Origin of the sequence: Burkholderia sp. LAS2 (assembly GCF_018417615.1) — a bacterium.
Taxonomy (GTDB): domain Bacteria; phylum Pseudomonadota; class Gammaproteobacteria; order Burkholderiales; family Burkholderiaceae; genus Burkholderia; species Burkholderia sola.
In genome coordinates this window covers 945,508-967,985 of the sequence record NZ_CP071052.1, presented here as the reverse complement: position 1 = coordinate 967,985, position 22,478 = coordinate 945,508, and the positions used below count along the sequence as shown (strand labels likewise).

At 66.6% G+C, this 22,478-nt stretch carries 22 protein-coding genes and 1 pseudogene; 12 read left to right on the top strand and 11 right to left on the bottom strand.

Annotated elements, in window-relative coordinates; translation table 11 throughout:
- The first annotated feature begins 34 nt into the window (after nucleotides 1-34).
- The gene (ychF, locus tag JYG37_RS04530) at nucleotides 35-1,129 is read left to right on the top strand and encodes a redox-regulated ATPase YchF (protein WP_050013056.1); all 1,095 of its coding nucleotides are present in this window, start codon (nucleotides 35-37) and stop codon (nucleotides 1,127-1,129) included.
- 74 nt (nucleotides 1,130-1,203) lie between these two features.
- Here ychF and JYG37_RS04525 read toward each other — a convergent pair whose 3' ends face one another.
- The 6 genes and pseudogenes from JYG37_RS04525 to JYG37_RS04505 form a co-directional block, all read right to left on the bottom strand.
- Nucleotides 1,204-2,415: an MBL fold metallo-hydrolase gene (locus JYG37_RS04525; RefSeq protein ID WP_089488130.1), complete on the bottom strand. Its 1,212-nt coding sequence runs from the start codon at nucleotides 2,413-2,415 to the stop codon at nucleotides 1,204-1,206.
- A 269-nt stretch (nucleotides 2,416-2,684) separates the two neighbouring features.
- The gene (locus JYG37_RS34740) at nucleotides 2,685-2,945 is read right to left on the bottom strand and encodes a lysozyme inhibitor LprI family protein (protein ID WP_249746041.1); all 261 of its coding nucleotides are present in this window, start codon (nucleotides 2,943-2,945) and stop codon (nucleotides 2,685-2,687) included.
- Nucleotides 2,946-3,016: 71 nt separating this feature from the next.
- Nucleotides 3,017-3,097: pseudogene (locus JYG37_RS34735) on the bottom strand (lysozyme inhibitor LprI family protein); the annotation flags it as partial.
- Between the two features lie 392 nt (nucleotides 3,098-3,489).
- Nucleotides 3,490-4,881, bottom strand: a complete 1,392-nt coding sequence (gabP, locus tag JYG37_RS04515; RefSeq protein ID WP_050013065.1) for a GABA permease — start codon at nucleotides 4,879-4,881, stop codon at nucleotides 3,490-3,492.
- A gap of 375 nt (nucleotides 4,882-5,256) precedes the next feature.
- Complete coding sequence (locus JYG37_RS04510) at nucleotides 5,257-5,601, bottom strand: MmcQ/YjbR family DNA-binding protein (RefSeq protein ID WP_050013066.1); 345 nt, start codon at nucleotides 5,599-5,601, stop codon at nucleotides 5,257-5,259.
- An 81-nt stretch (nucleotides 5,602-5,682) separates the two neighbouring features.
- Nucleotides 5,683-6,954: an MFS transporter gene (locus JYG37_RS04505; RefSeq protein ID WP_050013067.1), complete on the bottom strand. Its 1,272-nt coding sequence runs from the start codon at nucleotides 6,952-6,954 to the stop codon at nucleotides 5,683-5,685.
- Between the two features lie 193 nt (nucleotides 6,955-7,147).
- Between JYG37_RS04505 and gcvA the strand changes: the two genes are divergently transcribed.
- From gcvA to ettA, 3 genes are all read left to right on the top strand, one after another.
- Nucleotides 7,148-8,065 carry a transcriptional regulator GcvA gene (gene gcvA / locus JYG37_RS04500; RefSeq protein WP_050013068.1) on the top strand — a complete coding sequence of 306 codons (918 nt, stop codon included), beginning with the start codon at nucleotides 7,148-7,150 and terminating at the stop codon, nucleotides 8,063-8,065.
- 99 nt (nucleotides 8,066-8,164) lie between these two features.
- Nucleotides 8,165-8,473, top strand: coding sequence for a DUF3761 domain-containing protein (locus JYG37_RS04495; protein WP_050013069.1), 309 nt, complete (start codon nucleotides 8,165-8,167; stop codon nucleotides 8,471-8,473).
- A 167-nt stretch (nucleotides 8,474-8,640) separates the two neighbouring features.
- The gene (ettA, locus tag JYG37_RS04490; RefSeq protein ID WP_124594075.1) at nucleotides 8,641-10,308 is read left to right on the top strand and encodes an energy-dependent translational throttle protein EttA; all 1,668 of its coding nucleotides are present in this window, start codon (nucleotides 8,641-8,643) and stop codon (nucleotides 10,306-10,308) included.
- 131 nt (nucleotides 10,309-10,439) lie between these two features.
- Here the strand turns inward: ettA and JYG37_RS04485 are convergent, their stop codons facing one another.
- The 4 genes from JYG37_RS04485 to JYG37_RS04470 form a co-directional block, all read right to left on the bottom strand.
- Nucleotides 10,440-11,063 (bottom strand): HAD family hydrolase, encoded by a 624-nt coding sequence (locus JYG37_RS04485; RefSeq protein ID WP_050013071.1) that lies wholly within the window; start codon nucleotides 11,061-11,063, stop codon nucleotides 10,440-10,442.
- Nucleotides 11,060-11,611, bottom strand: coding sequence for a cysteine hydrolase family protein (locus JYG37_RS04480; protein ID WP_050013072.1), 552 nt, complete (start codon nucleotides 11,609-11,611; stop codon nucleotides 11,060-11,062). Before JYG37_RS04480 ends, JYG37_RS04485 begins: the two co-directional genes overlap by 4 nt.
- A 77-nt stretch (nucleotides 11,612-11,688) precedes the next feature.
- On the bottom strand, nucleotides 11,689-13,503 hold the full coding sequence (locus JYG37_RS04475; protein WP_050013073.1) for an aminopeptidase P family protein: 1,815 nt from the start codon (nucleotides 13,501-13,503) through the stop codon (nucleotides 11,689-11,691).
- A gap of 18 nt (nucleotides 13,504-13,521) precedes the next feature.
- A complete protein-coding gene (locus tag JYG37_RS04470) occupies nucleotides 13,522-13,776 on the bottom strand; it encodes a DUF1129 domain-containing protein (RefSeq protein WP_089488127.1) in 255 nt (84 codons plus the stop codon).
- Nucleotides 13,777-13,947: 171 nt separating this feature from the next.
- On the opposite strand from JYG37_RS04470, the gene JYG37_RS04465 reads away from it, so the two are divergent.
- The 7 genes from JYG37_RS04465 to JYG37_RS04435 all read left to right on the top strand — a co-directional run bounded on the left by JYG37_RS04465 (nucleotide 13,948) and on the right by JYG37_RS04435 (nucleotide 20,054).
- Nucleotides 13,948-14,712 carry a response regulator transcription factor gene (locus JYG37_RS04465; RefSeq protein WP_050013075.1) on the top strand — a complete coding sequence of 255 codons (765 nt, stop codon included), beginning with the start codon at nucleotides 13,948-13,950 and terminating at the stop codon, nucleotides 14,710-14,712.
- Between the two features lie 26 nt (nucleotides 14,713-14,738).
- Nucleotides 14,739-16,037 carry a glutamyl-tRNA reductase gene (gene hemA, locus JYG37_RS04460; RefSeq protein WP_050013076.1) on the top strand — a complete coding sequence of 433 codons (1,299 nt, stop codon included), beginning with the start codon at nucleotides 14,739-14,741 and terminating at the stop codon, nucleotides 16,035-16,037.
- A gap of 93 nt (nucleotides 16,038-16,130) precedes the next feature.
- Nucleotides 16,131-17,213 carry a peptide chain release factor 1 gene (gene prfA / locus JYG37_RS04455; RefSeq protein WP_006494405.1) on the top strand — a complete coding sequence of 361 codons (1,083 nt, stop codon included), beginning with the start codon at nucleotides 16,131-16,133 and terminating at the stop codon, nucleotides 17,211-17,213.
- Nucleotides 17,214-17,220: 7 nt separating this feature from the next.
- Nucleotides 17,221-18,063, top strand: coding sequence for a peptide chain release factor N(5)-glutamine methyltransferase (prmC, locus tag JYG37_RS04450; protein ID WP_050013077.1), 843 nt, complete (start codon nucleotides 17,221-17,223; stop codon nucleotides 18,061-18,063).
- Between the two features lie 67 nt (nucleotides 18,064-18,130).
- Nucleotides 18,131-18,442, top strand: coding sequence for a Grx4 family monothiol glutaredoxin (grxD, locus tag JYG37_RS04445; protein WP_006477066.1), 312 nt, complete (start codon nucleotides 18,131-18,133; stop codon nucleotides 18,440-18,442).
- A 24-nt stretch (nucleotides 18,443-18,466) separates the two neighbouring features.
- Entirely contained in the window at nucleotides 18,467-19,063 is a 597-nt protein-coding gene (locus tag JYG37_RS04440) for a UbiX family flavin prenyltransferase (RefSeq protein ID WP_050013078.1), read from the top strand.
- 199 nt (nucleotides 19,064-19,262) lie between these two features.
- Nucleotides 19,263-20,054, top strand: a complete 792-nt coding sequence (locus JYG37_RS04435) for a DODA-type extradiol aromatic ring-opening family dioxygenase (RefSeq protein ID WP_050013079.1) — start codon at nucleotides 19,263-19,265, stop codon at nucleotides 20,052-20,054.
- 118 nt (nucleotides 20,055-20,172) lie between these two features.
- Here the strand turns inward: JYG37_RS04435 and JYG37_RS04430 are convergent, their stop codons facing one another.
- Nucleotides 20,173-21,771 carry an APC family permease gene (locus JYG37_RS04430; RefSeq protein ID WP_050013080.1) on the bottom strand — a complete coding sequence of 533 codons (1,599 nt, stop codon included), beginning with the start codon at nucleotides 21,769-21,771 and terminating at the stop codon, nucleotides 20,173-20,175.
- Between the two features lie 420 nt (nucleotides 21,772-22,191).
- Here JYG37_RS04430 and JYG37_RS04425 point away from each other — a divergent pair, with 420 nt between their 5' ends.
- Nucleotides 22,192-22,395, top strand: coding sequence for a cold-shock protein (locus tag JYG37_RS04425; RefSeq protein WP_006477070.1), 204 nt, complete (start codon nucleotides 22,192-22,194; stop codon nucleotides 22,393-22,395).
- The last annotated feature ends 83 nt before the right edge of the window (nucleotides 22,396-22,478 follow it).

The window sequence follows — 22,478 nt, the reverse complement described above, 5'->3', positions numbered from 1 at the left end:
CCGGCCGCGCCGCCTCACCCGTCCGAAGGATTCCATGAGTCTCAAATGCGGCATCGTCGGCTTGCCCAACGTCGGCAAGTCCACCCTGTTCAATGCGCTGACCAAGGCCGGCATCGCCGCCGAGAACTACCCGTTCTGCACGATCGAGCCGAACGTCGGCATCGTCGAAGTGCCGGATACGCGGCTGAAGGCGCTCGCCGAAATCATCAGCCCCGAGCGCGTCGTGCCGGCCGTGGTCGAGTTCGTCGACATCGCGGGCCTCGTCGCGGGCGCGAGCAAGGGTGAAGGCCTCGGCAACCAGTTCCTCGCGAACATCCGCGAAACCGACGCGATCACGCACGTCGTGCGCTGCTTCGAGGATGACAACGTCATTCACGTCGCCGGCAAGGTCAGCCCGATCGACGACATCGAAGTGATCAACACCGAACTCGCGCTCGCCGACCTCGGCACCATCGAGAAAGCGCTCACGCGCTATTCGAAGGCGGCGAAGTCGGGCAACGACAAGGAAGCGGCGAAGCTCGTCGCGGTGCTCGAAAAGGTGCGCGCGCAGCTCGACCAGGGCAAGGCGGTGCGCGGCCTCGCGCTGTCGGACGACGAAGAAGCGCTGATCAAGCCGTTCTGCCTGATCACCGCGAAGCCGGCGATGTACGTCGCCAACGTGAAGGACGACGGCTTCGAGAACAACCCGCACCTCGAGGCGGTGCGCAAGTACGCGGAAAGCGAAAATGCGCCGGTGGTCGCCGTCTGCGCGGCGATCGAGGCGGAAATTGCCGATCTCGACGACGCGGACAAGGAAGCGTTCCTCGCCGACATGGGCATGGAAGAGCCGGGCCTCGACCGCGTGATCCGCGCGGGCTTCAAGCTGCTCGGCCTGCAGACCTACTTCACCGCGGGCGTGAAGGAAGTGCGCGCGTGGACGATCCATATCGGCGATACCGCTCCGCAGGCGGCCGGCGTGATCCACACCGACTTCGAGCGCGGCTTCATCCGCGCACAGACGATCGCGTTCGACGACTTCGTCACGTACAAGGGCGAGCAAGGCGCGAAGGAAGCCGGCAAGATGCGCGCGGAAGGGAAGGAATATGTCGTGCACGATGGCGACGTGATGAACTTCCTGTTCAACGTTTAAGCGTTGCTGCTGCATCGCGCGTAAAAAAAGCCCGCTGAATGCGGGCCTTTTCTTTTCGATGGCGGAAGACCGGCTCATTCCCGGCCGACGATCTTCAGCGTCCCGGACATATGCAGGAACTGTCCGTCCTTCGTCGCGATGTTCGTATCCACCGCGCCGCGTTCGAAATCCTCGACGTGCACGACGTTCGAGCCGGTGGACGGCTCATGCCAGTACACCATGTACACCTGCGGACGAATCTCGCGCGCCGTGTACTGCACCGTATCCGTCACACCGTTGAATTGGCCGGCCGTACCGACGAACGACATCGTCTTGTCGTCCTGGAAGTGCAGGTCGAACGCGGTAGCGCCGAACTGCACGCGCACCGTCCTGCCCGCCGCGGGGAACGGCGCCGGCGCAGGCCACTGCATCTCGCCCTTGGCGACCTTCGCGCTCAGCTCGAGCGACGACTTCTCGCCGAGATCCGGGTAGCGCGCCTCCATCGCCGCGATCAGTGCCGCCGAATCCTTCGCGCGCGCCGCTTCGTCGTCGAACGCCTTCACGTAATTGCGCGTGAACGCGACGCCGGTGGCGAACGGCTGGCTGCCGTCACGGTTCGGCAGGAAGTGGCCGGGCACGACGCGCGCCGGCTTCAGCGCATCGATCCGGTCGAGCGTTGCCAGCCAGTTCGCGTGCGACAGCGGCGTCTGCGTGTCGGCCATCCACACGTGAATGTTCGCGGCGACCGGGATGCCACCGACCACGGTCCGTGTGGAAGGAATCCACACGAACGTGCGATCGGGCGTCGGGCCGTCGAGCCCGACGATGCGCAGCGGCTCGCCGTCGACGCGCAGCGTATTGCCGTCGAGCGGCTGCGGCACGATCACCGAAGTCGGCGCATTGTCCTTCAGGATCGGGCCCCAGTATGCGAGCTTGCCGTCCTTGCTGGCCTCGATCGCGGCGACGGTCTGCGGCGTCGCGACGATCTTCGCATCCGGGAACGCTGCGTGAACGGTTTCCAGCCCGAAGTAATAGTCGGGGTCGCTGTGGCTCACGTAGACGGCCTTGAGCGTCTTGCCGCTCGCCTTGATCCGGCTCACCAGCGCCTGCGCGTCGTTGCGCTGGAACTGGGCGTCGATCAGGATCGCCTCGGTCTTGCCCGAAACGATTTCGGACGAAACCGGGAAGATCGCATGCGCGCCCGGATTGTAGACATCGACGGTGAGCGGGGCGGCGATGCCCGCGGATGCGGCGCCGAGCAGCGCAGTCGCCGCGAATGCGGAAGAAAACAGATGACGGATCGACATGGTTGGACTCTTGATGGGTGGTGAGTGTCCGTAGATTAAATGAAACTACGTTAGTAACAAATGTCCGACTTGTCGATACTTCATTTCCCAACAGGAACGAATCGATCGTCACACATCGGGACACGGCCGTTTAAGCGAACGCCGGCGGACCTGATCTCCTGATAACAGGACGCGAGTACGCCAGGGCGTCACTCCTGCATGACATGGCGAACACGCATCGGCAGTGACGAGATCGCGAACGCAGCGGCCCTTTGTCATATCGGACCGATTCATGAAGGTTTGCGGGAAGCGCGAGCGGACAACCTTTTCACCATTTCCTTCGTTGCCGCCGTTGCACAGATCGCCTGTGCCGCAGGTCGCATCGACCCATCGCCCCATGCGTGACGCGCCGATTTTTCGCAGGATGTGTCGCGCGCTTTCTTCCACTCGCCATCTGCGCGTCGAGCGCCGCCTTGCGCCGTGGCTGCTCGCTCACCTGTTTGTCGACGATCCGCTGCAATTCCCGCTCGGCGACGATCTGATCGCGCCACGCGCAAAAATTCATGCTCGTCTGGCTCGAGTCACAGTCGCTGAGCAGTGCATTGACCTCGCTTGCTGGCAAGCCGCTGCGCGCCGCTATCTCGTCCGCCGCCGTCGGGCCGGCAAATGCATGCGCCGACGCCAGCACGAGCAGATCGATCATGGCTGTTCTCACGGTGCCCTCTGTTGGGACTGGAACGGCGCCGATTCAAGTCGGCGCCGGTTGACAAGCCCTTTGAACGAACGGGCGCCAGACGACGCCCGCGTCATCGCTCTGATTCGCTGAACGGAACTGTGTTGTCGGCATCGACGCCATCGTTCACCTCGGTTCTCGAAGCGATCAATGTATGGCGTTGCCGTTCGCGATGAAATCAGACGAGTTCGATTTTGACGCGTTCATACATCAACGATCGCGGGGTACGAAAGACCGGGCAACGTGACGTGACGTATATCCGCGTGCTCGCGCAAAAAGACAAATGGCCCGACCGGCAACCGCCGATCAGGCCATATTCACGCCCGGGACTTCGCGCCCCGTCGTCACCTCATTCGATCAGATCACGTCGCCGACACCCGCCGCCCCGCATCCGCCCGCGCATCGCGCCCACGCTTGTTCAGCCACGACGCGAGCAGCACGATCAACGCCAGCACGGCCGTCGCACCAACCTCCATCCGGTGTTCCTCGCTGACGAACATCACGGTCAGCGTGCCGCAGATGAACAGGATCACCGCCCACGTGAGCCACGGGAACAGCCACATCCGCAACGTCAGGTCCGCGCCGCCCGCTTCGAGCGTCTTGCGCATCCGCAACTGCGAGATCGCGATCACGAGATACACGAGCAGCGCGATCGCGCCCGACGTCGCGAGCAGGAAGCCGAACACCTGCTCCGGCATCAGGTAGTTCGCGATCACGGTCAGGAAACCGAACGCGGTCGACGCGAGCACGGCCGCGCGCGGCGTGCCGGTCGAATCGGTGCGATGCAGGAAGGCGGGCGCGTCCTTGCGCCTGGACAGCGAGAACAGCATCCGCGACGCCGTGTACAGCGCCGAATTCAGGCAGCTCGCGACCGACACGAGCACGATCACGTCGATGATCGCCTTCGCGTTCGGGACGCCGATCAGTTCCATCGCGCGCTGATACGAGCCGTGCTTCGGCAGCAGCGGGTCGTTCCACGGCACGATGGCCGCGACGACGAGGATCGAGCCGAGATAGAACAGCGTGATACGCCAGATGACCGAGTTCGTCGCCCGCACGATCTGGCGTTGCGGGTTGTCCGATTCGGCGGCCGCGATCGTCACGATCTCGGTGCCGAGGAACGAGAACATCGTCGTCAGCATCGCCGCGAGCACCGCGCTCGCGCCGTGCGGCATGAAGCCGTCGTGCACGAACAGGTTCGACACGCCCGACACGGCCGGCGCAGGGATGATGCCGACGATCGCCGCGCCGCCGATGCACAGGAACACGACGATCGCGACGACCTTGATCAGCGCGAACCAGAATTCGAATTCGCCGTAGTTCTTGACGGAAAAGAGATTGGTGACGGTAAGCAGCAGCGTGATGCCGAGCGCGAAGATCCATGTCGCGATGCCCGGGAACCACGCATTGAGGATGGTCGCCGCGGCGGTCGCCTCGATCGGGATCACCAGCACCCAGAACCACCAGTACAGCCAGCCGATCGTGAAGCCGGCCCAGTGGCCGATCGCGCGGTCGGCATAGGTCGAGAACGACCCGCTGTCCGGATGCGCGACGGCCATCTCGCCGAGCATGCGCATCACCAGCACGACCAGCACGCCCGCGATCGCATACGCGAGTATCGATGCCGGCCCGGCTTCCGCGATCGCGTGGCCGGAGCCGACGAACAAGCCCGCGCCGATGACGCCGGCAATCGACATCATCGTGACGTGACGCTGCTTCAGGCCGGTGCCGAGGCCTGTGTTGCTTCCACTCATCTGTCTCTCTCCAAAAAACGGTTCCGGTACGACCGGTGTCGCGTGAAGGCGGCGCGGGCGTTGTCGTTGTTGAATCCGGCCGCGGCCGCGCGTGCGCCGCACGCGGGCATGAGGCCGGATGGGGCCGTTCCGGTCGGGTCGTCCGCGCAATCTGCGAAGCTGCGGGTGCGATGCGGCGCACCAAGCGCCGGCGCATCGCGTACGCCCGTTCCGTCGGCTGTCGTCAGCCGCCTTCGAAGCGAAGGAGTGTAAGCATCAAACGGTTCTTCACTAAGAACCAATTGAAGAATTTCGATGGAACCACTCGTTGCATCGATACGAACCGATGCAACGCTTGATCCGGTTCGGCGGCGGCTCGCGTGCTGCGCGCGCCGTTCAGTTCGTGTCGCCGGCGACTTCGTCCCGCCACTTCGCCGGCACGATTGCACGCCATTCCCGCAGGAGCAGGTTTTTCACGGCGTCGGGATGCGCGGCCGACAGGCGCACCAGCACGATCGGCCAGCCGATATAGTGATCGGTCACGTAGTACACGTCGGGCGCCGACTCGATCAGCCACGCGCGCTCGTCGGGGCCGACGCCCTTCACGACGAGCGTGTCGCCGTCCTCGCGCAATCGCGTGAGCAGCTTGCCCTTCACCTTGAGCGCGGGCGTGCCGTACGACGTGCGTTCCTCGACGCCGCGCCACGCCAGTGCGATCTGCCGGACTTCGTCGAATGTCACGATGCCTCCCCGACCGTGCGTCGATGGTTGACGGTCCGGTCACCCTACCGGAAACCGCGCGACGCGCCCAGCCGGGCGGCGTTATCCGCCAGCCGCACGCGCGGCGGCCGGCGCCCGCCCGGTGGTCGCGACGATCGCGAACGCGATCGCATTCGCGGCGGCGCTCGCGAGGATCGGCACGAGATAGCCGCCGCCCGCGTCGTAGATGAAGCCTGCGGCGGCCGGCCCGATCAACGTGCCGAACGCGACGCTCGTGTACAGGATGCCGATGATCGCGCTCACGTTGCGCCCGCCGAAATAGTCCATCACGACCGCCGGCAGCACGGCGACCCAGCCGCCGTAGAACACGCCGAACACGAGCGCGAACGCGGCCAGCGTCGCGACGCTGCCGGCGCCCGCCCATGCGACGAGCGCAACGGCCATGCCGGCGAACATCGCGAGCAGCGACGCGCGGCGGCCGAAGCGGTCGGCGAGGCCGCCGAGGAAGAAGCGGCCGGCCGTGCTGCCCACGCCGATCGCGCCGAGCAGCAGCACGGCCGTCGACGGCGCGACGCCGTGATCGAGCGCGTACGGCACGAGGTGAACGAACGGGACGAACACGCCGAACGAGCAGACGAGGCAAGCCGCGTACAGGCTCGCGAACGGCCGCGACGTGACGGCTTCGCGCACCGTCGCGCCGGCATGCACGCTCGCGCCGGTCGACGCAGCAGCGCCAGCGGCATGCCAACCGCCGCCGCCGGGTGCATCGCCGTCCGGCAGCAAACCGCGCCTGCGCGGATCGTTCTCGATCAGCAGCGACATGCCGGCTCCCAGTACGATCGCGAGCGCGGCCAGCGCGAAATACGCGCCGCGCCAGCCGACCTGCACAATCAGCGCGGACGCGAGCGGCGGCATCACGAGCGTGCCGACGCCGATCCCCGCGACCGCGAGCCCCGACGCGAACCCGCGCCGGCGCACGAACCAGCGCTGCACCGCGCCGACGGCCGGCACGTACGCGCAGCCAACGCCGAAACCGACACCGAGCCCGTACGCGACATAGACCTGCAGCAGCGTATGCGCGGCGCCGGCGGCCGCGAGCCCCACGCCGGTCAGCAGCATTCCGGCGACGGCGAGCCGCCGCGAGCCGAAACGATCGGCCAGCGGCCCGCTGACGATGCCGAAGCCGAAGTACAGGAAGCCGGCGAGCGAGAACACGAGCGAGATCTGGCCGCGCGACGCGGCGAAATCCCGCTGCAGCGACTCGACGAACGCGCTGAACGTATACGCGCTGCCGAACCCGACGAACGTGACGGCGAACGCGGCCGCCACCACGTACCAGCCGTAGAAAATGCGCGACGCGCCCGGGCGGTTCATGACGATGCTCCTTTCGGGTTCCACCGGCTGCCGGGCGGCGTCCGGATTGCCCCGTGGATATAGTTGAACTATGTTGATCGCATCGGCCGCCGACAGGCAGCCGCGAAACATGCGATCCGATGCGTCAACGGTACTCGCGCGTACGCGTCGTCTCAAACGATATTTCGTCGAGCTTTCGCTTTAGAAAAACTGAATGAACCGCTCCCGCCTGCCGCCGCTCAATGCGTTGCGCGCCTTCGAAGCCGCCGCCCGCCACCTGTCGGTGAAGTCGGCCGCCGAGGAGCTGTCGGTCACGCCCGGCGCGGTGAGCCAGATGATCCGTACGCTCGAGACGCATCTCGGCGTGCAGCTGTTCGAGCGCGTGAACCGCGGCATCCTGCTGACGGCCGCCGGCCGCGACTACCTGCCGCCCGTGCGCAATGCGTTCCGGCAGATCGCCGATGCGTCGCAGCGCGTGTCGGGCGCCGCCGACAGCGGCGTGCTGACGGTGAGCGTCACGCCGTTCTTCGCGTCCGCGTGGCTCGTGCCGCGCCTCGCGCAGTTCCGGCAGGCGTGCCCGGACGTCGATCTGCAGGTCGTCACGAGCCACGCGCTCGCGGACTTCGCGCGCGACGGCGTCGACGTCGCGATCCGTCACGGCCTCGGGCGTTACATCGGGCTATGCAGCGAACGCCTGCTGACGGTGGAAATCGTCGCGCTCGCGTCGCCGGAACTCGTCGCGCGGCTCGGCATGCCGGCAGCGCCGGCCGAACTCGTCGGCTGGCCGCAGTTGCACGATGCCGAACGCAAGGGCTGGCACATCTGGTTCGGCGCGCAGCGGATCGACGATTTCGGCCCGCCGCGCGGCCCCGCGTTCGACGACTCGGGCCTGCTGCTGCAGGCGATCGTCGCGGGCCAGGGCGCCGGGCTGCTGCCGGCCGCGATGGTGCGCGGCGAGCTGGCGAGCGGCCGGCTCGTGCAGCTTGCCGACGTCGCGTGGCTCGACGATTTCGCGTACTACCTCGTCTATCCGCCGCATCACGCGGAACGGCCGAAGGTTGCCGCGTTCCGCCGGTGGATTCTCGACGCCGCGCAGGCCGATGGCGCGGCGTCGATGTCCGGCGCGGCGTAGCGTCGTGCGGGCACCCGGCGCCGATCCGCTAACATGCGGCGCGGGCGATTGGTCCGACATCGCCCGGCATCGACAACAACGAAGGAAACGAGAGAGACCATGCATGCCCTGCTCCGCCGCGCGACCCATGTCGCGACCCTGTCCGCCGCGCTGTTCGTCGCGGGCGCCGCGTTGCCCCTTTCCGCCCACGCCTATCGCGCGCCGCCCGGCTACGGCAACGAAGCCGATCTCGACCGTCACGACACGTATCGCAACCGCGACGGCGAAACCGTGCATGCGCCCGCGCATTCGAAATCGGGCCGCGTGCCGGACGGCGCGAGCGCGCGCTGCCGCGACGGCACGTACAGCTTCAGCCGCCACCGGCGCGGCACGTGCTCGGGGCACGGCGGCGTCGCCGCGTGGCTGTGAGCGCGGGTCGGCCGAATGGCCTGCGCCGCGCCAGCGGCAGCCGGCGGCGAAGTACAATACGCGCTCGCACCGCCGCGCCCCGCGCGGCACGCTCCGTACCGAATCACCCGACGCCGCCACGCGCGCGCTGCGCGGCCGTCTCAACCACTTCTGACTTTCACACCGAAATGGCCCAATACGTTTTCACGATGAACCGGGTCGGCAAGATCGTGCCGCCCAAGCGCCAGATCCTGAAGGACATCTCGCTGTCGTTCTTTCCCGGCGCGAAGATCGGCGTGCTCGGCCTGAACGGCTCGGGCAAGTCGACGCTGATCCGCATCATGGCGGGCGTCGACAAGGACATCGAAGGCGAAGCCACGCCGATGCCGAACCTGAACATCGGCTACCTGCCGCAGGAACCGCAGCTCGACCCGACGAAGACCGTGCGCGAAGCCGTCGAGGAAGGCCTCGGCGACCTGTTCCAGGCCAACAAGAAGCTGGAAGAGATCTACGCGGCGTACGCGGAGCCGGACGCCGACTTCGACGCGCTCGCGGCCGAGCAGGCGAAGTACGAGGCGATCCTCGCGTCGAGCGACGGCGGCAGCCCCGAGCAGCAGCTCGAAGTGGCCGCCGACGCGCTGCGCCTGCCGGCGTGGGACGCGAAGATCGAGCATCTGTCGGGCGGCGAAAAGCGCCGCGTCGCGCTGTGCAAGCTGCTGCTCGAAAAGCCCGACATGCTGCTGCTCGACGAACCGACCAACCACCTCGACGCCGAATCGGTCGACTGGCTCGAGCAGTTCCTGGTGCGCTTCCCGGGCACCGTGGTCGCCGTCACGCACGATCGCTACTTCCTCGACAACGCGGCCGAGTGGATTCTCGAACTCGACCGCGGCCACGGCATTCCGTGGAAGGGCAACTACAGCAGCTGGCTCGACCAGAAGGAAGAGCGCCTGAAGCAGGAAGAAGCGTCGGAATCGGCACGCCAGAAGGCGATCAAGAAGGAACTGGAGTGGGTGCGCCAGAACCCGAAGGGCCGCCAGGCGAAGTCGAAGGCGCGTATCGCGCGCTTCGAGGAGCTGAGCAGCCAGGAATACCAGAAGCGCAACGAAACGCAGGAAATCTTCATTCCGGCCGGCGAGCGCCTCGGCAATGAAGTGATCGAGTTCAAGAACGTCAGCAAGTCGTTCGGCGACCGCCTGCTGATCGACAACCTGAGCTTCAAGATCCCGGCCGGCGCGATCGTCGGCATCATCGGCCCGAACGGCGCCGGCAAGTCGACGCTGTTCAAGATGCTGACCGGCAAGGAACAGCCGGATTCGGGCGAAGTCGTGATGGGCCCGACGGTGAAGCTCGCGTACGTCGACCAGAGCCGCGACGCGCTCGACGGTTCGAAGACGGTGTTCGAGGAAATCTCGGGCGGCGCCGACGTGCTGACGGTCGGCAAGTACGAAACGCCGTCGCGCGCGTACATCGGCCGCTTCAACTTCAAGGGCGGCGACCAGCAGAAGGTCGTCGGCAACCTGTCCGGCGGCGAACGCGGGCGCCTGCACCTCGCGAAGACGCTGATCTCGGGCGGCAACGTGCTGCTGCTGGACGAACCGTCGAACGACCTCGACGTCGAAACGCTGCGTGCGCTGGAAGACGCGCTGCTCGAATTCGCGGGCTCGGTGATGGTGATATCGCACGATCGCTGGTTCCTCGACCGGATCGCGACGCACATCCTTGCGTTCGAAGGCGATTCGCAGGTCACGTTCTTCGACGGCAACTACCAGGAGTACGAAGCCGACAAGCGTGCGCGCCTCGGCGAGGAAGCCGCGAAGCCGAAGCGTCTGCGCTACAAGCCGATCAGCCGCTGAGCGGCGCGGCCCGGTCGCCCGGCGCCGCGATCACGCGGGGCCGGCGCCGAACGGTGCCGCTTCCGGAACGGCACGATAAAAAAAGCGAGCCCTTGGCTCGCTTTTTTTATCCCGCGTGGCTTCCCCGCCGCTTACACCAGCGCGCCCAGTTCGCGCAGCCGCGCTTCGGTCGCCGCCGCGCTCGTGTGATGAATGCCATGCCAGCCGAGCGCCGTCGCGGCCGCCGCGTTGTGCGCGTTGTCGTCGATGAACACGAGCTCGTGCGGTGCGATGCCTGGCAGGTGTGGATCGATCCGCGCATGCATCTCGCGGTAGATCGCCGGATCGGGTTTCACGAGCTTCACGCGGCCCGACACGACGATGTCCTTGAAGCGGCGCAGCACCGGGAAGTTGTCCCATGCATACGGAAACGTCTGCGCGGACCAGTTCGTCAGCCCGAACAGCGGCATCCCCTGCGCGTCCAGCCGGTCGACGAGCGCCGCGCCTTCGTCGAGCACGCCGCCGATCATCTCGTGCCAGCGCGCGTAGAACGCGTGGATCAGCGCTTCGTGCTCCGGAAACTTCGCGACGAGTTCGGCCGTGCCTTCCTCGATCGTCTGGCCGCCGTCCTGGCGGACCACCCAGTCCATCGCGCACACGTGCGTGAGGAACCAGCGCCGCTCGGCGTCGTCGGGAATCAGTTCACGATAAAGGTACTCGGGACTCCAGTCGATCAGCACGCCGCCGAAATCGAACACCACTGCCTTGATCGTCATGCGAACTCCGTGGCGAGCACGTCCGCGAGCGGACGCGGCGTCACCGCGTTGCCCGACAGCGAATTGTTGTTCCAGATGAAGTGATGGTGCGCGACGATCTGCGCCGCCGACAGGTGGGCGCGCTCGTTCGTCGTGTGCAGGTCGGACACGACGGTCGTCCGATAGCCGAGCAGCGCGGCGCGGCGCGCGGCCGAATCGACGCAGAACTCGGTCGCATAGCCGCAGATCAGCACCGAGCGGATGCCGTGGCGATCGAGCTGCGCCGCGAGCGGCGTGTCGTGGAACGCGTCGCTCGCCTGCTTGCGCACGCGCCAGTCGTCGCGGCCGACGACCAGCCTCGCATGCAGTTCCCAGCCCGGCGTGCCGGGCACGACGTCGTCGTCCGCGTCGCCGTCGTGCTGCACGAAGCACACCGGCGCGTTCGCCGCGCGCGCCGCCGCCGTCAACCGGTTGATGCCCGACACCACGTCGTCGAGCCGGTACGCGGGCCGCGCCCGCTCCACCAGCCCGCGCTGCATGTCGACCACGATCACCGCCGTATCCGCCATTGCTTGCCCTCGCTGTTATCGTCCGGCCGTCGTTCGATCTTGACCGAATCGCCATCCGGCCGTTGCCGCGCGTTGCATCAGATCGGCTGCGTGCGCGCGTCGAGCCACGCCTTCGCGTCGCCGCCCAGGTGCCGGCCGACACGCTCGCGCACCGTCGCGTGATACGTGTTCAGCCACGCGCGCTCTTCGTCGTGCAGCATCTCGATCAGCACGCAGCGCGTGTCGATCGGGCACAGCGTCAGCGTCTCGAACGCGAGGAAATCGCCGAACTCCGTCTTCCCGGCCGCCCGGTTCACGACCAGGTTCTCGATCCGGATGCCCCACTGGCCCGGACGGTACACGCCCGGCTCGATCGACGTGATCATCCCCTCTTCCATCGCCGTGTACGGCTCGGCCGGCGCGTAGTGCGAGATGACCTGCGGGCCTTCGTGCACGTTCAGGAAGTAACCGACGCCATGCCCGGTGCCGTGGCCGTAGTCGAGCCCGGCCGCCCACATCGGCGCACGGGCGATCGCGTCGAGCATCGGCGAGCGGATGCCGCGCGGGAAGCGGGCGCGCGACAGCGCCATCATCGACTTCAGCACGATCGTGAAATCGCGCCGCTGCAGGTCGCTGACGGTGCCGACCGGCACGACGCGCGTGATGTCGGTCGTGCCCGTCATGTATTGGCCGCCCGAATCGATCAGCAGCAGGCCGTCGCCGACGATCGTCGCGTGCGACTCGCGCGTCGCGTGGTAGTGCGGCATCGCGCCGTTCGCGTTGAAGCCGGCGATCGTCGCGAAGCTCGCCGACACGTAGCCGGGGCGCCGGGCGCGCGCGGCCGTGAGCTTTTCCTCGATCGTCAGCTCGGTGATCGTCTCGCGATTGACGGCCTGTTCGAACCACGCGAAGAACTCCGCGAGCGCGGCGCCGTCGTGCTCCATCGTCACGCGCACGTGCTCGATCTCCGCGGACGTCTTGCGCGATTTCGCGAACGTCGACGGATTCACGGCCTCGACGAGCTTCACGCCGGCCGGCACGGCCTCGAGCGTGCCGAACGTCACGCGGCGCGGGTCGATCAGCAGCGTCGCGCCGTCGGGCAGCGCCGCGAGCGACGCACGCGCGGCGTCGTACGCGCGGACGTCGACGCCATCCCGCGCGAGCGACGCGGCCAGCGCCGGCGGCACCTTGCCGTCGGCGACGAACAGCGTCGCGCGATCGGCACCGATCAATGCGTGCGCAACGAACACCGGATTGAAGTTGACGTCGGCGCCGCGCAGGTTGAACAGCCACGCGAGATCGTCGAGCGTCGACACGAAGTGCCATTGCGCGCCCTGCGCGTGCATCGCGCGGCGCACGTCGGCCAGCTTGCTCGCGCGCGTCGTGTCGGCCTGCGGCGCCACGTGCTCGAACACCGCGTCGGCGGGCAGCCCCGGCCGCTCCGGCCAGATCGCGTCGAGCAGGTCGACGTCGGTGCGCAGCGCAATGCCGCGCGCGCTCAGCGCGGCCGTCAGCCCGCGCGCGGCCGCGACGCCGAGCACGGCGCCGTCGACGCCGACCGTCGCGCCGGTCGCCACGTTCTGCGCGAGCCAGTCGACGTGCGGTGCGCTCTGCTGCCCGCCCGTCATCTTCATCAGTTGCACGCCCGTGCCCGCCAGCTCGGCGTCGGCCTGCACCCAGTAGCGGCTGTCGACCCACAACCCCGCGAACTCCGCGGTCACGACCAGCGTGCCGACCGAGCCCGTGAAACCCGACAGCCAGCGGCGCGCCTGCCAGCGTTCCGGCAGGTATTCGGACAGATGGGGATCGGCGGACGGCACGAGATAGGCGGCCAGGTTCTCGCGGGCCATCGCGTCACGCAGCAGCGCGAGACGGGCCGGCACCGGCGAGACTTCGGGGAGACGGGCATTCATGATTTCACCTGAGAGCATTCAGCGACGGGCCGACAGCGCGACCGTCACGGCTACGGCGAGGAACGCGACGCCGGTGCAGACCGGCCATTCGAGCGTCTCGCCATCGTAAAACAGTCCCGAGAGATTGCCGACCATGCGGGCGGCGGCCGCGCCCACGATGCCGACGAGCACCGCGATCCACCACGCCGGCCGACGCGTGCGCCGCATCGGATGCAGCCAGCGGCCGAACAGCCCGACGGCCGCTCCCAGGACAAGGATTCCAAACCAGTTCATTCAACGCCTTCTATAAATTCAGATTCGTCCCATAGGCGTGAACGTTGCCAGCGGCTAGCATCGATTCATCCATCGAACCCGAGACCAGCCGGGCGCCGCGAACGTTCGAGTGTAGGGGCCGACTCGACGTTATGGCAAGCGCACACCGGCTGCCGTATTGAAGAAATCGTCATGCGAATCGCTCTGATCGATCCGGAGTCGCGTCATAGCGCACTCCTGAACCGCCTGCTCTTCGCGGGCGGTCATGTGTGCCATGCGTTTCCGTCCAGCACCGCATTCTTCGAATGGCTCGCCGCCGACAACACCTGCGACATGCTGGTCACCGGCCACTGGGCCGGCGACCAGCCGGCGCAGGAAGTCATTCCGCGCGCGCAGGCGGTCCTGCCCGGGCTGCCGGCCATTGCCATGATGCAGTCGGCGCGCGAAAGCGAAATCGTCTCGTGCCTGCACGCGGGCGCCGACGATTGCCTCGTGCGCCCCGTGAGCGGGCCCGAGTTTCTCGCGCGCGTCAACGCGCTAAGCCGGCGCGCGGGCGTACGGCGCGCACCCGCCCGCTCGCGCGAAACGTATGGCGAATACGCATTCGACACCACGCATTGCCTCGTGCGTTTCGGCGACGCAATCGTTTCACTCACGCCGAAGGAGTTCCGTTTCGCGCAGTTGCTGCTCACGAACGTGTCGCGGCCCGTGTCGCGCGCCCATATCCTCGAAACGGTATGGGGCCGCCGCCGCGACATGAAGTCGCGCACGCTCGACACGCACGCGTCCCGGCTGCGCAGCAAATTGCAGCTGCTTCCGGAGCGCGGCTACCGGCTGTTGCCGCTCTATGGCTTCGGCTATCAGCTCGACCGCGTGCCGATCGAACCCCCAAATTCGCGGCCCCGCCACGCCGATGCCCGGTATGCAGCGAGTGAGGAAATCACTGAAACGCTATAATATGGGGCTAAACGATAGCCCTCGATATGCAACTCCTCACGATCGGAATCAACCATCACACTGCGCCTGTCGCCCTGCGCGAACGCGTGGCGTTTCCGCTCGAGCAAATCAAACCGGCTCTCGTCACGTTCAAGAACGTGTTTCTCGGCCCGCAAGCGCCGAATACGCCCGAGGCGGCGATCCTCTCCACCTGCAACCGCACCGAACTGTATTGCGCGACCGACGATCGCGCGGCCCGCGAAGGCGCGCTTCGCTGGCTGTCGGAATATCACCGGATTCCGGTCGACGAGCTCGCGCCGCACGTTTATGCGCTGCCGCAGTCGGAAGCGGTCCGGCACGCGTTTCGCGTCGCGTCCGGCCTCGATTCGATGGTGCTCGGCGAAACCCAGATTCTGGGCCAGATGAAGGATGCCGTTCGCACCGCGACCGAAGCGGGCGCGCTCGGCACCTACCTGAACCAGCTATTCCAGCGCACGTTCGCGGTGGCGAAGGAAGTACGCGGCACGACCGAAATCGGCACGCAGTCGGTGTCGATGGCCGCCGCCGCGGTGCGCCTCGCGCAGCGGATCTTCGAAAAGGTGTCGGATCAGCGCGTGCTGTTCATCGGCGCCGGCGAAATGATCGAGCTGTGCGCGACGCACTTCGCCGCGCAAGGCCCGCGCGAACTCGTCGTCGCGAACCGCACGGCCGAACGCGGCCAGCGGCTCGCCGAACGCTTCAACGGCCGCGCGATGCCGCTGGCCGACCTGCCCACGCGCATGCACGAATTCGACATCATCGTGTCGTGCACCGCGTCGACGCTGCCGATCATCGGCCTCGGCGCGGTCGAGCGCGCGGTGAAGGCGCGCCGCCACCGGCCGATCTTCATGGTCGACCTCGCGGTGCCGCGCGACATCGAGCCCGAAGTCGGCAAGCTGAAGGACGTGTTCCTTTACACCGTCGACGATCTCGGCGCGATCGTGCGCGAGGGCAACGCATCGCGCCAGGCCGCGGTCGCGCAGGCCGAAGCGATCATCGAGACGCGCGTGCAGAATTTCATGCAATGGCTCGACACGCGCAGCGTCGTGCCGGTGATCCGTCACATGCATACGCAGGCGGACGCGCTGCGACGGGCCGAAGTCGAGAAGGCGCAGAAGCTGCTCGCGCGCGGTGACGATCCGGCTGCGGTGCTCGAAGCGCTGTCGCAGGCGCTGACCAACAAGCTGATCCACGGCCCGACGAGCGCGCTCAACCGCGTCAACGGCGCCGATCGCGATTCGCTGATCGACCTGATGCGCGGCTTCTACCAGCACGCGCCGCGCTCGAACGACCCATCCGGCCACTAGCGCCGCCCGGTCGCCCTGCCGCCGGCCGGTCGTTGTCCTGCCGCCGGCCTATCCTTTCCGAATACCCCTTGCCCGGGAGCGCCGCTCCACACCATGAAGACGAGCATGCAACGCAAGCTCGACCAGCTGTCCACACGGCTGGCCGAACTGAACGACCTGCTGAGCCGCGAAAACGTCACGGCCGACCTCGACCAGTACCGCAAGCTGACACGCGAACATGCGGAACTCGGCCCGGTCGTCGAGCAATACGCGTTATGGCGCCAATCGCGCAGCGACGAGGCGGCCGCGCAGGAGCTGCTCGCCGATCCGTCGATGCGCGATTTCGCGGAAGACGAGATCCGCAGCGCGCGCGAAGGCATGGCGCGCCTCGAGACCGAGCTGCAGAAGATGCTGCTGCCGAAGGATCCGAATGACGACCGCAACATCTTCCTCGAAATCCGCGCGGGCACGGGTGGCGACGAATCGGCGCTGTTCGCGGGCGACCTGCTGCGCATGTACCTGCGCTTCGCGGAACGCCAGCGCTGGCAGGTCGAAATGATGTCGGAGAGCGCGTCGGATCTCGGCGGCTACAAGGAAGTGATCGTGCGGATCGCGGGCCAGGGCGCGTATTCGCGCCTGAAGTTCGAATCGGGCGGCCATCGCGTGCAGCGCGTGCCGGCCACCGAGACGCAAGGGCGCATCCATACGTCCGCGTGCACGGTCGCCGTGATGCCGGAAGCGGACGAAATCGGCGAGGTCGAGATCAATCCGGCCGACCTGCGCATCGACACGTTCCGCGCGTCCGGCGCGGGCGGCCAGCACATCAACAAGACCGATTCGGCGGTGCGCGTCACGCACATCCCGACCGGGATCGTCGTCGAATGCCAGGACGACCGCTCGCAGCACAAGAACAAGGATCGCGCGCTGAAGGTGCTCGCCGCGCGCATCAAGGACAAGCAGTATCACGAGCAGCATGCGAAGGAAGCCGCGACGCGCAAGAGCCTGATCGGCTCCGGCGACCGCTCGGAGCGCATCCGCACGTACAACTTCCCGCAGGGACGGATGACCGACCACCGGATCAACCTGACGCTGTACCGGCTCGAGGCGATCATGGACGGCGATCTCGACGAACTGATCGGCGCGCTCGTCACCGAGCATCAGGCCGAGTTGCTCGCGTCGCTCGGCGAAGCCGACTGAGGCCGCGATGTCCGACACCACCGCCGACGCGCTGCTACGCGCATCGCCGCTCGATCCGGTCGATGCGCGCGTGCTGCTCGCGCATGCGCTCGGCTGGACCCGCACGCAGCTGATCACGCGCGGCGACGCGCCGCTCGACGACGCCGCGGTCGAACGCTTCCGCGCACTGGAAGCACGCCGCGTCGCCGGCGAGCCCGTCGCGCAACTGGTCGGGATGCGCGAGTTCTTCGGCCGCCCGTTCGACGTGACGCCCGACGTGCTGATCCCGCGCCCCGAAACCGAGCTGCTCGTCGAAGCCACGCTCGACGCGATCGGCGGGCTGCCGCATGCCGCCGTGCTCGACCTCGGCACCGGCAGCGGCGCGATCGCCGTGTCGATCGCGGCCGAGCGTCCCGATGCGCGCGTCTGGGCGCTCGACCGTTCGCCGGCCGCGCTCGCGGTCGCGCAACGCAACGCCGACAAACTGCTCGACGCGCGGCGCCCCGGCGGCCCGCTGCACTGGCTGCAGAGCGACTGGTACGCGGCGCTCGATCCCGCGCTCGCGTTCGATACGATCGTCAGCAACCCGCCGTACATCGCGCAGCACGACCCGCACCTCGCGCAAGGCGACCTGCGTTTCGAGCCGCGCGGCGCGCTCACCGACGATGCCGACGGCCTCAGCGCGATCCGCACGATCGTCGCGGGCGCCGGCGCACATCTGAAACCGGGCGGCACGCTCTGGATCGAGCACGGCTACGACCAGGCCGAAGCCGTCCGCGCGATCCTGGCGTCGCACGGCTTCGTCGCGGTCGAATCGCTCGCCGATCTCGCCGCCATCGAACGCACGACCGGCGGCCGCCTGCCGGGTTGATGGCCGGCCCGCCCGGTTGAAATCCGCTATCATTTCGATCTAACGCCCCGCAAACGCAAGGTCAGTCATGGACACCCAACAACGTATCAAGCAAATCGTCGACGAAAACCAGGTCGTGCTCTTCATGAAGGGCAACGCGCAATTCCCGATGTGCGGCTTCTCGGGCCGCGCCGTGCAGGTGCTGAAGGCCTGCGGCGTCGACCAGTTCAAGACGGTCAACGTGCTCGAGGACGACGAAATCCGCCAGGGCATCAAGGCATTCTCGAACTGGCCGACCATCCCGCAGCTGTACGTGAAGGGCGAATTCATCGGCGGCTCGGACATCATGATGGAGATGTACCAGTCGGGCGAACTGCAGCAACTGTTCGCCGCCGCCTAACACGCGGCACCCGTCCCCTTTTCAATGGCATCTCCCAGCGCGCCGCCACGCCGGCTGATCGTCGCGATCACCGGCGCCACCGGCGCGATCTATGGTGTGCGGCTGCTCGACCTGCTGCGCGCCGCCGGCGGCGTCGAAACGCATCTGCTGATCTCGAACGCCGGCTGGCTCAACATCCAGCATGAACTGAAGCTGCCGAAGGCCGATGTCGAACGCCGTGCGGACGTCGTGCATTCGGTGCGCGACGTCGGCGCGACGATCGCGTCGGGCTCGTTCGCGACCGACGGCATGGTGATCGCGCCCTGCTCGATGAAGACGCTGGCGAGCGTCGCGCACGGGCTGTCCGACAACCTGATCACGCGCGCGGCCGACGTCACGCTGAAGGAACGCCGCCGTCTCGTGCTGATGGTGCGCGAAACGCCGTTCAACCTCGCGCATCTGCGCAACATGACCGCCGTCACCGAAATGGGCGGCATCGTCTTCCCGCCGCTGCCCGCGTTCTACGCGATGCCGAAGACGATCGAGGAACTCGTCGACCAGACCGTCACGCGCGTGCTCGACCTATTCGCGCTCAGCGCCCCGCTCACGACGCCGTGGGCCGGCATCCGGCACGCGCAGTAAGTCATCCTTCTGCGCGGATCTCCTTCTATTCGCACTGCAACTCCATCGATTTCTCACCTTCGGATGCGAATCCGCATTCGAGCGCCGGTCGTCGCCACGATTATCAACAAACAAGCGTCAATCAAATTCTCGGTCGCCGATTTATCAATGCACGGTACGCGCTTATAGTCACAGGCAACCCCTTTTGCAGGTCACCACCATGAACCGCTTGCCTTCGCTCTACCTGTCCCACGGCGCCCCGACACTGCCGATCGACCCGGCGCTGCCGTCCGGCGCGTTCACGCACCTCGGCGCCGAGTTGCCGCGCCCGCGCGCGGTGCTGATGCTGTCCGCGCACTGGGGCACGCAACAGCCGGTCGCGAGCGTCGCCGCGCATCCGGACACGATCCACGATTTCTACGGTTTCCCGCAGGCGCTGTACGACATCCGCTATCCGGCGCCGGGCGCACCGGACGTCGCCGAACGCGCGGCCGCGCTGCTGAACGCGGCCGGCATCGCGACCGCGACGACCGAACACGGGCTCGATCACGGCGCGTGGGTGCCGATGCTGCTGATGTTTCCGGAAGCCGACGTGCCGGTCGCGCAACTGTCGATCCAGCCGCGCGCGAACGCCGCGCATCACTTCGCGCTCGGCCGCGCGCTGCGGCCGCTGCGCGACGAAGGCGTGATGGTGATCGGCTCGGGCCAGATCACGCACAACCTGCGCGCCGCCGATTTCGGCGCGGCGCCCGAGGATGCGGACCCGCGCGTCGCCGAATTCACCGACTGGTTCGAGGCGAAACTCGCCGCGCGCGACGTCGATGCGCTGCTCGACTATCGCCGGCAGGCGCCGCACGCGGCGCTGATGCATCCGACCGACGAGCACCTGCTGCCGGTCTTCACGGCGCTCGGCGCGGCGGATGACGACTACCAGCTCGGCATCCAGTCGCTCGGCACGTACCAGCGCGTGCTTGCGATGACGAACTACGTGTTCGCGAACGCCGACGCCTGAACCCGGACGGCGGTGCAACCGCCGAGCCAGTCAGCAAAAAGCCCGCCCGAGCATCGCGCTCGGGCGGGCTTTTTTGCGCTGCATCCTGTCGCCGCCGAATCCGGCGACAGGTCACGCGTCAGACACCGACCCCTTCGAGGATCTCGTCGTGCGACTCGCGCTCGTCGAGATACTGGGTCCGGTAGCCGGTATTCACGCCCCAGAAGTAGAACACCAGCGAAATCGCCGCGACGATCAGCATGTCCCAGCCATACGGCAGGTAGCCATGACCGCCGAACTCCTTGCTGCCAATCAGCGACAGCACGGCCATCGTCGGCAAGTATGCGACCAGCCACCACGCGGCCTTCAGGTCGGCGCCCCAGCCGGTCCAGCCCGACTTCGCCTGGAAGTAGAAATACACCGGCAGCGCGACGATCATCAGCAGGATGATTTCGCCCGTCAGCGGCCACTTCGCCCAGTACAGGATCAGCGACGCGCATACGAACGCGAACGGCGCGATCAGCTTCATCAGCGGAATCGACAGCGGGCGCTCGATGTCGGTCGCCGAACGGCGCAGCGCCATCAGGCTGATCGGGCCGGTCAGGTACGAGATCACCGTCGCGACCGAGATCACCGCCGCGAGCGAGCTCCAGCCGCGGAAGAAGAACAGGAAGATGAACGACACGAGCAGGTTGAACCACATCGCCTGGCGCGGCACGCCGTAGATCGGGTGCACGTTGCCGAACATCTTCGGCATCGTGTTGTTGCGCTCCATCGCGTAGATCATGCGGGTGGTCGTCGCCATGTAGGTCGTGCCGGTGCCGCTCGGGCTGATGAACGCGTCGACGTACAGCAGGATCGCGAGCCAGTTCAGGTTCAGCGCGATCGCGAGCTCCGCGAACGGCGACGAGAAGTTGAAGTGCTCCCAGCCCTTCGCGACGTCGGCCGGGTTCACCGAACCGATATACGCCATTTGCAGCAGCACGTAGATCACGAGTGCGAGCAGGATCGACGTGATCACCGCGAACGGCACGCTGCGCGACGGATTGCGCGCTTCACCGGCCAGGTTCACCGGGCTCTGGAAGCCGTTGAACGCGAACACGATGCCGCTCGTCGCGACCGCGGTCAGCACGGCCGACCAGCCGTACGGCGCAAAGCTGGCATTGGATGCGGTGCCGAGGTTCTCCGAATGGAAGCTCGACAGCATCAGGCCGAGGATCGTGAGGCCGGGGATCAGGAACTTGAAGATCGTGATCGCGGTGTTCGCCCGCGCGAAGGCCTTGACGCCCCAGTAGTTCAGCATGAAGTAGACGACGACCAGCACGGCCGACAGCAGCAGCCCGAGCGTCTGTAATTCACCGTTCACGAACAGGGCGTGCGCCCACGGATACGGCCACGTGCTCATGTACTGGATCGATGCTTCGGCCTCGATCGGGATCACGGATACGATCGCGATCCAGTTGGCCCATGCGCTGATGAAGCCCACCAGCGAACCGTGCGAGTAGCGCGCGTAACGCACCATGCCACCCGATTCGGGGAACATCGCCCCCAGTTCCGCATACGTCAGCGCAATCGCGAGAATCACGACGGCGCCGATGATCCATGCGCAAATCGCCGCCGGACCGGCGATCTTCGCGGCCTTCCAGGCACCGAACAGCCAACCCGAGCCGATAATCGAACCCAGCCCCGTCAGCATCAATGCAAACGGGCCGATGTTCCGTTGAATAGAACTCTTCACATCCTCTCCTGTGTCTCAAAAAGCATGGTCGGCCTGCGATCCGGGATCGGCTCGGAGCGCGCCGCGCACGCATTCTTGGGGAGGAGGGTTACCCGATCGGGGCAACCCGTCCACGCGGCGCGTAGTTTAACGGTTGCACCTCGAACGTGGCGCCAAAATCGATCGCCCCCTACAAAAAATTCGCATCGCTTGCAAGCTTTGTAAACCAGATATCCGCAATAACCCTGAGAGCATGGGAATACGGTTGACCGTCAGAAGGATTAGCCGTATAAAGGACTTCGCAGGATTTCAAGCGGCGAGTGAATTGGTTCTTTCGTAGTTCGCCCATCAACGGTACTCCGGTTGGTCCTATTACCCCTTCCTTGATTTTCCGCACCCCATGGGCCTCGGCCCCGTTTTATTTTTTTAGGAACAAGTAACATGGCAACCGGTACCGTCAAGTGGTTCAATGACGCAAAGGGCTTCGGCTTCATCACCCCGGAAGGCGGCGGCGACGATCTGTTCGCGCACTTCTCGGAAATCCGCGTCGAAGGCTTCAAGACGCTGCAAGAAAACCAGAAGGTTGAATTCGAAGTGAAGACGGGCCCGAAGGGTCTGCAAGCTGCGAACATCCGTCCGGTCTAAGCTTGGCGCGATTATTCGTGTAAAAAAGCCCCGCTTCGGCGGGGCTTTTTGTTTTTGCGCGCCGGTCGTCCTACATGGTGGCG